This window comes from Bradyrhizobium sp. F1.4.3, assembly GCF_040548375.1.
Classification (GTDB): Bacteria; Pseudomonadota; Alphaproteobacteria; order Rhizobiales; family Xanthobacteraceae; genus Bradyrhizobium.
Genome location: NZ_JBEPRN010000003.1, coordinates 148266 through 161071 on the forward strand (window position 1 = coordinate 148266; position 12806 = coordinate 161071).

A 12806-nucleotide genomic window follows, 5' to 3' on the forward strand; every position below is an offset into this window, starting at 1 on the left:
CAGTCAAAAAGGGGGCGATCAGGTCGAAAGGATGCCGAGGCGTCCGAGCGGCGGCGCCTCGCGGCCGGCGGCCTTGGCGGCGTCGCGCACCAGACGCTCGAGCACGACGAGATAATCGAGGAAACGGCGTCGGCCGCTCTTGGTCAGGCGGCAGGTGGTGTGCGGGCGGTTGCCCTCGTAGCCCTTGGTCACCTCGACGAGGCCGGCCTCCTGGAGCACGGCAAGGTGCCGGCTGAGATTGCCGTCGGTGAGGCCGCAGAGCTGCTTGAGATCGGCGAATGCCAGCCCTTTGGGATGCGCCATCAGCGAGGTCAGCAGCCCGAGCCTCGCCTTCTCGTGGATCACGCGGTCGAGCCCTTCATAGGAAAAAGGCGCGCTGTCAATCTTCGACATCATGGTCTCCGGACGCGAAATACAGAATGGCCGCCATCACCGACTGGCCGATCACGAAGGGCAGCCCCATGGTCCATGGCGACAGCGTGTGAGTCCCGCTCGCCAGCACCACCACCGCAAAGCCCGAGATGAAGTACCAGGCCCCGGTGAACGCCACGCTGCGCGGCAGCGAACGGACGGACGCGAAAATGCCGAGCGATATCAGGATCTGCCACAGCCCCGGCAGCAGCCACAGCGTGTCGGCGGCGAATTTCCACATCACCACCGCAAGCAGCACGCCGGCGACGCCGGCGGGGAGGAACTGTTCGACCGCCTGATGGATCATGGCGTCAGCAAGGCCGGAATGATGACGGCGCGAGCGCGCGCGCATCTCGATCCAGATCATCAGGCCGGAGAGCGCGGCGGCCATGAACCAGCCGAAAAAGAAGCTGAGCGGCTCGCTTGTGGGATCCCCGAGCAGCCAGAATTGCAGGATCGCGGTGACAAGCGCGACCGCGCCGGTCGCAGCCATCGTCGCCGGACCGTAGCCGCGGAACGCGGTGCCGGCCGCAATCTGGCTGCGGATCGTCACGATGTCGGCCAGCGCCTTGTCAAGATCGCGCATCGGCAACGCCAAATCCTCGCTCCGCCCAAGCTTACGGACCAGCTTATCCAGTCACTTTGTATCGCAAAGCATATCGCATCGCAAAGTAATGGCAAGACTGAAATCGCCCGAAGGAGGCCCGATCCGGATGAACAACTGCCGGTTGCGCGGCCCCTGCTCCCGCAGATAAGATGCATCCAAAAGTATTCCGGGGGGCAGGTATGTGGCTTAAGTCATTTGTCGTTGCGGCTTTATTGCAGGTGAGTGTCGCCGGAGTGGCGAATTCCGCAGGGCCGTTCGGCTCGGTCAATGTCGGCAACTGGATCGGAGGCGCCTTCAGCAATGACGAGACAGGTGCCTTCTCCCATTGCGCCGCTACGACGCCCTACGCGAATGGCGTCATTCTTATCGTGGGCCAGAACGCTGCCGGCTCTTGGACGCTGAGCTTTGCAAGTCCCAGCTACCGCTTCAAACAGGGTGAGAACGCCGCGATCGACGTCATCTTCGACGGACAGGAGCAGGCCAGGCTGTTCGCCACGGCCAATCAGCCGAACATGCTCACCTCCGTCATGCCTGCGAACGTGGTACGAACGTTTCAGAAGGCAAGCCTGATGGTCGCAACGAGCGGCCGTACCGTCCTGAATTTCGACCTGACCTCGACCGGGCCCGTGATCGCGGCATTGGCCAATTGCGTCACCAGAGTGAAAGCCGACGGGCTCGGCAAGGCCAGTGATTTCACCAAAGGCGCGGCGAAGCCGGCAGCCGCAGCGGACAAGCGGGCGTCACCGCCGGCGAGCAAGCCCGCCAAGTCCAAGAGCGGCACCGGCTTCGTGGTCAGCGCCAACGGGCACATCGTCACCAACAACCATGTGATCGACGGTTGCAGCGATATCAAGGGCAATCTCACCGGTGAGGCCGCGATGGTGTTGCGCGTGGTGTCGAGCGATGCCAACAACGATCTCGCTTTGTTGCAGGCGCCGTCGACGACGACATTCAGGGATTTTGCCCGGATCCGCGACCGCTCGATCCGCTCCGGCGATTCCGTCGTGGCGATCGGCTTTCCCTTCCACGGGCTGCTGACCTCGGATTTCACGGTGACGACCGGCATCGTGAGCTCGCTCAGCGGTCTGCGAAACGACTCGCGCTTCCTGCAAATCAGCGCGGCGGTTCAGCCCGGCAATAGCGGCGGCCCCTTGTTCGACACGACCGGGCAGATCGTAGGCGTGGTCACGGGAAAGCTGGACGGGCTCCGGATCGCCGCAGCAACCGGCAACATCCCTGAAAACATCAACTTTGCGATCAAGACCGGCGCACTGCGCGACTTCCTCGACAATTCCGTGGTGCCCTATCAGACCGCTGAGCCGAGGGGCGAGCTCAAGACCACCGACATCGCCGGCAACGCGCGGGCCTATACGATGCTGATCTCGTGCAACGGGACGGAGCAGGCCGACGCGAAGCGGTAGTAAAGACGGTACCACTGAATCCGTCATCCTGAGGCGCGAACCGTGCGGCGCAGTGCGCCGCGCGGAGGGCCTCGAAGGGCGACGGTGATGGTGTGAGTTCGCGGCAGGCAAGCGACGAAGCGTGCCGGTCCCCTCACCCGTCGCAACACGACGCCTTCGTCGCCACCGGTTCGTATTGATCGCGTAGCCGCACCCAGTCCATCGGATAGGGCAAGCCGTCCTCGTGACGGCCGAGCGGCGTGAGGTCGAGGTACTGATAGGCGGCGTTCATCATGTCCAGGCCGCGGGCGAAGCAGGAATAGGTGTGAAAAATCTCGCCGGCCTCGTTGCGGTAGAACACGCTGATGCCAGGTAACTCGGGGCCATAGAACGGCGTGGTGCCGAAATTGTACTTCGGCACGCCCTTGTCGATCTGCTCCCGCGTGAACGAGACTTCGTAGTCGAAGTTGAAGTCGTTGCTGCCTGACGAGACCCAGTCGAAGGTCCAGCCCATCCGCTTCCTGAAGGCCTCGAGCTTCGCGACCGGCGCCAGCGACACCGCGACCATGGTGGTGTCGCGCGCGGCGAGGTGCGGCACCATGCGCTCGAAACCGTCGGCCCAGAACGAGCAGCTCTTGCACGCCGCGTCCCAGTCCGGCGCGAACATCACGTGCTGGACCACGAGCTGCGGGCGTCCCTTGAAGAGATCGCCGAGCGTAACCTCGCCGTTCGGTCCGTCGAACACGTAATTCTTGTCGACCTTTACCCAGGGCAGCGCACGGCGCTCCTCGGCAAGGCGTTCGCGCGCCTGGGAGAGCTGCTTCTCCTGCGCCAGATGGGCTTTGCGCGCTGCGATCCATTGCTCGCGCGAGACGATCGGATGTTGTTGCATCGTTTCCTCCTTTGACGGGATCAGGCGATGAAAGCGTCGAGCTTGTCGAAGAACGAACTCCAGCCGCGCTGGTGGTTGTCGCGTGCGGTCTCATCGACGAACTGCGCGTGATGGAAGATCATCAGCGTGCCGGCATTGTCGGGTTTCAACGTGATCGTCACCAGCGATTCGCGCTCCGGCGTCGAGTGCCAGGCCCAGGTAAAAACCAGCCGCTCGTTCGGCACGACCTCGCGATAGATCCCGCCGGCCTCGAAATATTCGCCGTCATCGCGCGTGAAGCTGAGGCGGTAGCGGCCGCCGGTGCGGACATCGAGCTCGGCGTTCAGCGTCGCCGGCTTCATGTTCGGCGGGCCGAACCATTGCGCTAGCTGCTCGGCTTGCGTCCAGGCGGCGTAGACTTTTTCCGGCCGCGCGCGGAGCCGGCGCGTGAGCGTGAGGCTTGGACGTTCGATTGGGGATACGGCGCTGCGAGGCTCGGCGTTGACGGCTGCGTTGGCCATGGATCTTTCTCCACAAAGGCGGCGAGACGATCGAGATTATCGGACCAGAACTGCGCATAGCGATTGAGCCAGTTCATCGCCTGCTCCATCGGCTGCGCAGTGAGCCGGCAGGCGACCGTGCGCCCGTTCTTCTCCCGCACGATCAGGCCGGCATCCGAGAGCACGTCGAGATGCTTCATGACCGCCGGCAGCGAGATAGAGAACGGCGAGGCCAGTTCGCTCACCGACAGGGTGTCCTGCTCGCCGAGCCGCGCAAGCAACGCGCGGCGGGTGGGGTCGGACAGCGCCGCAAACGTCCGGTCGAGCGTCTCGTCTTGATACTTAACCATAAGGTTTAGTATAGGCGCAAAGCTGAAAGCGTCAAGGGGGAACTTGACGCGACTAGTTCGGTGAAACACGCCGCCCGCGTGGCGCGGGCTGTTGCGGTGGGCCTCTCAGGATGAAGCGAGGATTTTCGCCGCAATAGCCCTTGCGGCCCGACGCGCTCAGGAGGCACTGCTGACGGGTTTGATACGAGCAGTCGCCGGGATAACCATATTCGGAATCAGTGATGCACCACGGATAATCATAGTCCGCCCGTGCCGGACACGTGCCGGCGAGCACCGCCAGGCCTATGACGCCGAGTGCCAGTTGCGTTGTGTGCATGACCTGACCTCCCATGCTTGCCGCGCGCGATACGCCTCACGCATAGAGTCAGGTTTCGGCAGGCCTGTTTATTCCGGAGCAGCCTCATTGAAATCGATGCGGCTATCGCTGGCCGCACACGAAGGCCTGTCGATACGGCTGGCTCGATCAGCGTCAATACGGCACGGGATGACGGATCCTCCGCCGAGGATGCGGTTGCGGCTGCTGCACCTGACCGTAGGCGACAAGCGGATTGGGACCACAGTACAGCAGCCGGCCGGAGACGCTGGCCTGGCATTGTTCATAGGTGCTGTAGGCACATTCGCCGGGATAGTCATACTCGCCGCCCTGGGCGCACCAGGGATAGTCGCGGGCGGCGGCGGGCGTGACGTTGACGAAACCGGCAAGGACCGTCGCACCCAGCGTCAGCAGCGCCAATTGCATCTTGCGCATGATCCCAACTCCTTTGTTTGTGGCATGAGATACGGCGCTATCCAGTATTAGGTTTCGCCGCGCCGTTTTATTCCATGTCAACCAGACAAGGCACACAAGAAAAAAGCCTTGCCGAACGGCAGGGCTCCAATCCCGGTCATCACAAGATCGCTACTCGACCTTCAGCCCGGCGAAATCGACGACCTTCTTCCACTTCTCGGTCTCGGCCTTGATCTCCTCGCCGAAAGCCTCAGGCGCCTGCACCAGCGGATCACCGCCGAGCTCGACCAAGCGCTTGGTCATGTCGGGCTCCTTCATGAGCGTGTTGATCTCATTGTTGAGCTTGGCGATCATGTCCCTTGGCATGTTCTTCGGCGCGCCCATGCCGAACAGCGCGCTCGCCTCGTAGTCTTTCACAGTCTCGCCGATCGCAGGCACGTCAGGCAGTTGCGGCGAGCGCTGCGCGGTGGTGACGCCGAGCGCACGCAAGCTGCCTGAACGGATGTGCTGGATGATCGAGGGCATGTTGTCGAAGATCACCTGGACCTGACCGCCAAGCATGTCGGTGATCGCGGGCGCAGCACCTCGATAGGGCACGTGCTGCATCTTGCAGCCGGTCAGCGCCATGAACATCTCGCCGGACAGATGCACCGAGGTGCCGTTGCCGGAGGAAGCCATGTTCACCTTGCCGGGATTGGCCTTCACGTAGTCGATGAACTCGGCGACGGTCTTGGCCGGGACGTCCTTGTTGACGGTCATCACGTTCGGCACGCGCTGGAACGAGGCGATCGGCGCGATGTCGCGGACGAAGTTGAACTTGAGGTTGGCGTAGAGCGTGGCGTTGATGTAGTTGGCCGGATTGACCAGCAGCACGGTGTAGCCGTCGGGCTCGGCATTGATAACGGATTCGGTGCCGATATTGTTGCCGGCGCCCGGCTTGTTCTCGATCACGAATTGCTGGCCGAGCCGCTCCGACAGCCGTTGGCCGATCAGCCGCGCCAAAATATCGGTGGCACCGCCCGGCGGATAGCCGACCACGAACTTCACCGGCCGGGACGGATAATCCGCGGCAAAGGCCTTCGACAGCGGGGTTGCTGCAAGCGGACTGGCGGCGAGCAGGCCCAGCGCGGAACGGCGAGTGATCATCTCAAGGGTTCTCCCAACGTGTTGTTCTTGAAAGCCAGATGTCTTGATAGTGGCGTCAGCGGCGTTGTAACAAAGCGGGCCGCACGCGGAAAGTGCGCACCGCACATGGCGACGAAAGGATAAGGCATGCCTATCAAGGTCGTGGGCCTCGATCATCTCGTGATCAACGTCGCCGACGTCGCCGTGACCTCCGAGTGGTACCGCAAAATCCTTGGCATGGAAGTCAAGGTGTTCGACCCCGGCGGCGGCAAAGCGCCGCGGACGTCGCTTCAATTTGGTCAACAGAAGATCAACGTCCGCCCGCGCGATGCCGACAAGGTGGAATGGTTCACCGCCGACCACCAGACCGCCGGCAGCGAGGATCTGTGCTTCCTCACCGCGGCGACACCCGACGAGGTGGTGGCGCATTTGAAGGCACATGGCGTCGCGATCGAGGAAGGTCCGGTTCCCAAGCAAGGCGCCCGCGGCACGCTGCGCTCGGTCTATTGCCGGGATCCGGATGGCAGCCTGATCGAGATTTCGTCATACGAAGATTGAGGCCGCAAGGGCGCCGCTGCCAACCACGCACTCCGTCGTCATGCCCGGGCTTGTCCCGGGCATCTGCGTTCTTGCCGTGCCTCAAGGCGTGGATGGCCGCGTCAAGCCCGGCCATGACGGAGGAGAGTGCACGCACCACACGGCATGCCGTGTCCTCCGATTTGCTCCCCGCGCCATCCGATGGCAGGAAGACGCAATAATCTGAAGACAGCCGCCATCAAGATGCAGGCTGCACGGGAGGACATATGCCGAACTCACAAGCGCCCGCCGGAATCGTAGGTCCGTTTGAAGGGCTGGACGTGCCCTGGCTGCTCGGGATGCGGGCCGAGGCGCGCCGCGATCATCCCTTCCTGATCTGGGCGCCGTTCGACGCGCCGGCGCGGCGCTGGAGCTATGGCGAATTTCACGAGCGGGTCGGCGCGCTCGCGGCGGGGCTTGCCAAGCGCGGCATCAAGCCCGGCGAATATGTGCTCATTCATCTCGACAATTGCATCGAGGCGATGCTGGCCTGGTTTGCCTGTGTCGAGCTCGGGGCAATTGCAGTCACCACCAACACCCGCTCTGCGCCGGCCGAGATCGAATATTTCGCGGATCATTGCGGCGCGGTCGCCGCCATCACGCAGCCGGCCTATGCGGAGATCGTCGCAAGGCACTGCCGCAATTTGCGCTGGATGGCGGTGACTTCGCACGATGCGGGCGCAGCACCTGCGCAAGCCATCTCACGCGGTGACAGCTTCGAGTCGCTGTTCGCCGACAGCGCCGACCGTCCCAGGCGCGCGACCGATCCGCTGGCGCCGTGCAGCGTGCAATATACCTCCGGCACGACATCGCGCCCGAAGGCGGTGCTCTGGACCCACGCCAACGCGCTATGGGGCGCCAAGATCAACGCCGCGCACGAGGATTTGCACGCCAGCGACGTGCACCAGACCTATCTGCCGCTGTTCCACACCAATGCGCTGGCTTACTCCATGCTTGCAGCACTGTGGGTCGGCGCGACTTGCGTGATCCAGCCGCGCTTCTCGGCAAGCCGGTTCTGGCGCGTCGCGTGCGAGCACGGCTCGACCTGGACCTCGACCATTCCGTTCTGCATGAAGGCGCTGCTCGAGCAGGAGATCCCGAACGACCACAAATTCCGCCTGTGGGGCACCGCAATCAACGAGCCGCCGGCCTTCGCTGCCTTCGGCGTCAAGATCATCGGCTGGTGGGGCATGACCGAGACCATCACCCACGGCATCGTCGGCGAAGTCGACCAGCCCAACATCCCGATGTCGATCGGCCGCGCCGCGGGCGAATATCAGATCCGCATCATCGACGACGATGGACGGCCGACCCAGGTCGGCGACACCGGCAATCTCTCGATCAAGGGCATTCCCGGCCTGTCGCTGTTCGCCGAATACCTCCACAATGAAAAGGCGACGCGCGAAAGCTTTGACGAGCACGGCTTTTTCATCACCGGCGACCGCGTCACGCTGCTGGAGAACGGCTTCATCAAGTTTGGCGACCGCGCCAAGGACATGCTGAAGGTCGGCGGCGAGAACGTCGCGGCCTCCGAGATCGAGCAGGTCATCGCCGTGGTCCCCGGCGTGCGCGAGGCCGCCGTGGTGGCGAAGAAGCATCCGATGCTGGACGAGGTGCCGGTCGTCTTCATCATCCCGCACGGCGGCGTCGCTGGTGCGCGTCCCGATCTGCACGAGGCCGTGATGACCGCCTGCTGCGCCGGTCTCGCGGACTTCAAGGTGCCGCGCGAGATAAGGTTCGTCGACGATATGCCGCGCTCGACGCTGGAGAAGGTGGCGAAGGCGGAGTTGCGGAAGATGGTGGGGTCGTAACGTCGTCCCGGCGAAGATCGGGACGACACTGGAGATGTGGCGCGAGCGCCGCTAGAGCAGTAGCGGCGAATTACTCAGAACGATCCCAGCGCCACCGGCCGGAACGCCTGCAACAGCTGCTGATCGAGCTTGCCGCCCATGCCTTCCATCATCGTGAAGGCGCGGGAGTGGGTGAAGGGCATGCGGTAGGCGCGCTTCTCCACCAGCGCGGCATAGATGTCGACGATGGTGGTGAGCCGGACGATATCGCTGATCTGGTTCGACGAGAGCCCGTTCGGATAGCCCGAGCCGTCGAGGAATTCGTGGTGATGCAGCACCACGTCCAGCATCTCCGGCGGGAAGCCGCCCTGGGCCGCGAGCGCGTCATAGCCGCGACGGGGATGCTGGCGGACCTCGTCCAACTCCTCGTCGGTCAGCTTGCCGGGCTTGTCGAGCAGCACGGACGGAACGAAGGCCTTGCCGACGTCGTGCAGGAGCGCAGCGCGGGTCAGCCGGCGCTGATCGTCCTCGCGCATGCCGAGATGCTGGGCGAAGGAGACCGCAAAGCCGGTGACGAACAGGCAGTGACGATAGCTGCCGACATGGTGGCAGCCGACGGCGGTAAGCCACTCGCGCAGCGAAGAGTGCTTGATCGCTTTCAGGATCTTGCTCTCGGCGGCGATCACATCGTCGAAGGTCAGGGGCACGCCGAGCGGCAGCTTCTCGAACATCTTCTTCAGCACCGCATGCGCCGCCTCGACGCCGCGATTGAGCGTCTTGCCGCGATCGGTCGCGTCATAGGTCGCGGTGTCGGGAAACGCCGCGCGGATGCGCTGGAGGATTGCGTCGGGCTGAAGCGGCCGCGAGATGGTGTCGGTGGCGCCCAGCGCCCAGGCCTGCATGGTGCCGTGATGAAGTGAGTCCGCGAGCACGAACAGCCGCGGCATCGAACGATAGGCATCGCCGCGCAGCTTGTTGCGCACCCGCTGCACGCTTTCGGGCGAGCGCAGGTTGATGTCGACGACGAGGCCGGAGAGACCACGCGACGGCTGCTCGGGAATCTCCTGGGTCGAGACCGACGCGACGTCGCCGACCGCCTTCAAGATGCTGGCGAGCTCGCTGCTTTGGTCGCTGCGATCCGAGGCCAGCAGAAGCTGGCGTTTGGCGGCAGGTTTCGCTGAGGCGTTCATGGCTTCCCCAAAAGCACGGGACTGATTTGGCGTCAGCCTAAGCCGGATCAGGTTCTCCGGCCCTTAAGAGGCGTGCTCAATGGAACCCTGCGGGAGTTGATAGAGTTTTAGGGATTTTTCGGAGGCTGGCCGGATCCCGGCAAAAATGCCGAAAACAACCCCATGCACAGTAGTCGGGCCGTTGCAAAGACTGGGTTTTCTGCAACAAAAAAATCCGCCGGAGGCTGCCCTCCGGCGGATCATCTTACCTTGCAATCCTGCTCAGCCTTACGCCTTCATCGCGCCCTTGACGGCTTCGGCCGTGATCGGCAGCGCCCGCACGCGGGCGCCGGAGGCGTTGAAGATGGCGTTGCCGATGGCAGGCGCAATCACCGTCACCGCGGGTTCGCCGACGCCCGTGGCCTTTTCGCCATTGGCGATCACGGCGACCGCAACCTCGGGCACCTGGCTCATGCGCAAGGGCGTGTAGCTGTCGAAATTGGTCTGTTCGATGCCACCGTCCTTCAGCGTCGCCTTCTCGTACATCGCCAGCGACAGGCCCCACAGCGCCGCGCCCTCGACCTGGGCGCGGATGTTGTCAGGATGCACCTGGGTGCCGACGTCGGTTGCGACCGTGAGCTTCTTCACGGTCACCTCGCCTGACGGCGCCACCGCAACATGGGCGACGCAGGCGGTCCAGCTTGCGGTCGCGCGCTCCTGCGACGACACGCAGGCAACGCCCATGCCCTCGCCTTTCGGCAGCTTCTTGGTGCCGTAACCGGCGAGGCCCATCGCGGCGAGCAGCGTGTTGCGCAGCCGCTGCGCGCCGCCGTCGTTCTTGCCCTTGCCGTCGAGCAGCGCGATGCGGAATTGCGCCGGGTCCTGGTTGGTCGCAGCCGCGATCTCGTCGATCATGCTTTCGACGGCCCAGAAGGTCCAGCCCGGCGCCACCGAGCGAAGCTGGCCGGACGGCGTGGCGTTGTGTGCCATCTCGTTCTTGATCGCCCGCACATGATGGTTGGGCACGGTGTAGAAGAAGTCCGCACCGTTCACCGTGAAGGAATCAAGCGGACCCTTCTTGTCGACCGAGGGCGTCAGGAAATCGGGGATTCCCCAGCGCTGGGTCGGCCACGCCGAGACCACGTCGTGGCTGAGCGCGACGAGCTTGCCGTCGCCGTCCACGCCGGCCTTTACTTTCTGGTAAGTGAGCGGACGCGAGAAATCCATCGTCATGTCGTTCTCGCGCGTGTAGATCACCTTGACCGGCTTGCCGATCGCCTTCGCCGCCTGCACCGCCGGCACCATCATGTCGGCATCCAGCCTGCGGCCAAAGCCGCCGCCGAGCCACATCTGGTGCATCACCACGAACTTCGGATCGATCCCGGCGGCACCCGCCGCGATCGCGCCGGAGCGCGTCGCGAACTGGTTGCCGGAATAGATGTGCAGGATGTCGCCCTTGAACTCCGCGGTGGCGTTCATCGGCTCCATCGGCGCGTGAATATTGATGCTGGTGGTGTACTCGGCCTCCACCACCTTCGCCGCCGAACCAAGCGCGGCTGCGGGATCGCCGTCCTTGACGAAGAACTGGCCAGAATCGTCGAGCTTCTGAAGCCGCCTGGCCTCATCGAGCAGCGACTGGCTCGACAGCTTTGCGTTCGGACCGCCGTCATAGGCGATCTTGAGCGCTTCGGCCGCCTTCTTGGCGTTGGCATAGGTGTTGGCCACCGCGACGACCCAGCCGGTTGTCGTTTGCGTCTTGTCGTCGAGCGTGACGGCCTTGATGAAGCCCGGCACCTTCTTCGCGGCGCTGTCATCGACCGATTTCACCGTAGCGCCGAAGCGCACCGGCGGCGTGACCACCGCGCCATAGGCCATGCCCGGGATCATGACGTCGATGCCATACTTGGCCGTGCCGTTGGTCTTGGAGGGGATGTCGAGCTGCGGCACCGACACGCCGATCATGCTATATTGATCCGGCGTCTTCAGCTTGATCGCCTTCAGCTCGTCCGGCGTGAAGGTTTTCGTCGCCTTGCCGCTCTTGACGACATCGGCGAACGACATCTGCTTCTTCGACTTCGGATGCGCAATCACGGAATCGCGCACCACGAGCTCGGACGCCGGAACGCCCATTGCGGCCGCCGCACCCTCCGTCAACGCCATCCGTCCGGCAGCACCCGCCCGGCTCATCGCGTCAAAATTCATCATGGTCGACCAGCTTCCGCCGGTGATCTGCGCCCCTAGCACGGGGTCGTTGAATTTTGGATCGTTGGAGGCAAGCGACACGCGCATGTCGCTCCATTTCGCGCCCAGCTCCTCGCAGACGATCTGCGCCATGGTGGAGGCGATGTGCTGACCCATATCGGCCTTGCCGCAGGTCACGGTGACGAGACCGTCCGGTGCGATCGCATACCAGACGCTTGGCTCGAAATTGGCGGGAGCGGCGGCAAGCGCCTGATCGATGCCGGGCACGCCGGCATAACCGAGCACGAGGCCGGTCGCCGCGGTGCCGACGAGGAACGAGCGGCGGCTGAGATCGGTCATCTCGGGTGTAACGCTCTTGATGTGCTTATTCATGTGGGCCTCCGTTCGTTGCCGGAGGCGGATGCGGTGCGCATTTCGGTGGCTGCGCGCATGATCGCCTTCTGGATCCGCGAATAGGTCATGCAACGGCAGAGATTGCCGTCCATATGCGCAACGACCTCTTCCTTGGTCGGATTGGCATTCTTCGCCAGCAGCGAGGCCGCCTGCATGATCTGCCCGGACTGGCAGTAGCCGCATTGCGGCACCTGCTCGGCGATCCACGCCTTCTGCAAGGGATGATCACCCTTGGCGGAGAGGCCCTCGATGGTTGTGATCTTCTTGCCGGCGACATCGCCGACCATGGTCTGGCACGAGCGCACGGCTTCGCCGTTGACGTGCACGGTGCAGGCACCGCACAGGCCGGCACCGCAGCCGAACTTGGTGCCGGTCATCTGCAATTGCTCGCGGATGGCCCAAAGGAGCGGCGTGTCGTTTGCCGCATCCACGGACAGACTCCGCCCGTTGATGGTGAGCGTTGGCATAGGCGTCTTCCCCTGCCGGTGCATGAAGCCGCTTACGGCGGCAACACTTGTGTGGCGGACGCCCACCGGACCGGCGCCAGCCTTGATAGCAAGAATGATCGCGTTCGCGCGCAGAGGCAAATGCAATTTGGAATCGATCGAAACTATCTCGGCGACTGCTCGTTGTGCGTTGCGACAACGGTGCAGCCACTGAACGCAACGGAATGCCGCAGACGTCA

At 63.7% G+C, this 12806-nt stretch carries 14 protein-coding genes; 3 read left to right on the forward strand and 11 right to left on the reverse strand.

Annotated elements, in window-relative coordinates:
- Positions 1-18: 18 nt before the first annotated feature.
- Together ABIB73_RS12715 and ABIB73_RS12720 are read right to left on the reverse strand one after the other, a co-directional pair.
- Positions 19-393, reverse strand: a complete 375-nt coding sequence (locus ABIB73_RS12715) for a transcriptional regulator (protein ID WP_354224526.1) — start codon at positions 391-393, stop codon at positions 19-21.
- Positions 380-997 (reverse strand): hypothetical protein, encoded by a 618-nt coding sequence (locus ABIB73_RS12720; RefSeq protein ID WP_354224528.1) that lies wholly within the window; start codon positions 995-997, stop codon positions 380-382. The genes ABIB73_RS12715 and ABIB73_RS12720 overlap by 14 nt, the downstream gene beginning before the upstream one ends.
- 200 nt (positions 998-1197) lie before the next feature.
- Between ABIB73_RS12720 and ABIB73_RS12725 the strand changes: the two genes are divergently transcribed.
- Positions 1198-2439 (forward strand): S1C family serine protease, encoded by a 1242-nt coding sequence (locus tag ABIB73_RS12725; protein ID WP_354224530.1) that lies wholly within the window; start codon positions 1198-1200, stop codon positions 2437-2439.
- A 133-nt stretch (positions 2440-2572) separates the two neighbouring features.
- On the opposite strand, the gene ABIB73_RS12730 is transcribed toward ABIB73_RS12725, so the two are convergent.
- The 6 genes from ABIB73_RS12730 to ABIB73_RS12755 form a co-directional block, all read right to left on the reverse strand.
- Positions 2573-3310, reverse strand: coding sequence for a DUF899 domain-containing protein (locus ABIB73_RS12730; RefSeq protein WP_354224532.1), 738 nt, complete (start codon positions 3308-3310; stop codon positions 2573-2575).
- A gap of 20 nt (positions 3311-3330) precedes the next feature.
- Entirely contained in the window at positions 3331-3762 is a 432-nt protein-coding gene (locus ABIB73_RS12735) for an SRPBCC family protein (RefSeq protein WP_354224967.1), read from the reverse strand.
- Positions 3675-4139, reverse strand: coding sequence for an ArsR/SmtB family transcription factor (locus ABIB73_RS12740; protein ID WP_354224534.1), 465 nt, complete (start codon positions 4137-4139; stop codon positions 3675-3677). The genes ABIB73_RS12735 and ABIB73_RS12740 overlap by 88 nt, the downstream gene beginning before the upstream one ends.
- Before the next feature lie 52 nt (positions 4140-4191).
- Positions 4192-4470, reverse strand: a complete 279-nt coding sequence (locus ABIB73_RS12745) for a DUF3551 domain-containing protein (protein WP_354224536.1) — start codon at positions 4468-4470, stop codon at positions 4192-4194.
- Positions 4471-4608: 138 nt separating this feature from the next.
- A complete protein-coding gene (locus ABIB73_RS12750) occupies positions 4609-4887 on the reverse strand; it encodes a DUF3551 domain-containing protein (RefSeq protein ID WP_354224538.1) in 279 nt (92 codons plus the stop codon).
- A gap of 150 nt (positions 4888-5037) precedes the next feature.
- On the reverse strand, positions 5038-6012 hold the full coding sequence (locus ABIB73_RS12755) for a Bug family tripartite tricarboxylate transporter substrate binding protein (protein ID WP_354224540.1): 975 nt from the start codon (positions 6010-6012) through the stop codon (positions 5038-5040).
- A gap of 126 nt (positions 6013-6138) precedes the next feature.
- On the opposite strand from ABIB73_RS12755, the gene ABIB73_RS12760 reads away from it, so the two are divergent.
- Positions 6139-6549: a VOC family protein gene (locus tag ABIB73_RS12760; RefSeq protein ID WP_354224541.1), complete on the forward strand. Its 411-nt coding sequence runs from the start codon at positions 6139-6141 to the stop codon at positions 6547-6549.
- A 245-nt stretch (positions 6550-6794) separates the two neighbouring features.
- Entirely contained in the window at positions 6795-8378 is a 1584-nt protein-coding gene (locus tag ABIB73_RS12765) for an AMP-binding protein (RefSeq protein ID WP_354224543.1), read from the forward strand.
- Between the two features lie 74 nt (positions 8379-8452).
- Here the strand turns inward: ABIB73_RS12765 and ABIB73_RS12770 are convergent, their stop codons facing one another.
- From ABIB73_RS12770 to ABIB73_RS12780, 3 genes are all read right to left on the reverse strand, one after another.
- Positions 8453-9547 carry an HD-GYP domain-containing protein gene (locus ABIB73_RS12770; protein ID WP_354224545.1) on the reverse strand — a complete coding sequence of 365 codons (1095 nt, stop codon included), beginning with the start codon at positions 9545-9547 and terminating at the stop codon, positions 8453-8455.
- A gap of 267 nt (positions 9548-9814) precedes the next feature.
- Positions 9815-12100 (reverse strand): xanthine dehydrogenase family protein molybdopterin-binding subunit, encoded by a 2286-nt coding sequence (locus tag ABIB73_RS12775; protein WP_354224547.1) that lies wholly within the window; start codon positions 12098-12100, stop codon positions 9815-9817.
- On the reverse strand, positions 12097-12588 hold the full coding sequence (locus ABIB73_RS12780; protein WP_038965172.1) for a (2Fe-2S)-binding protein: 492 nt from the start codon (positions 12586-12588) through the stop codon (positions 12097-12099). Before ABIB73_RS12780 ends, ABIB73_RS12775 begins: the two co-directional genes overlap by 4 nt.
- Positions 12589-12806: the final 218 nt, after the last annotated feature.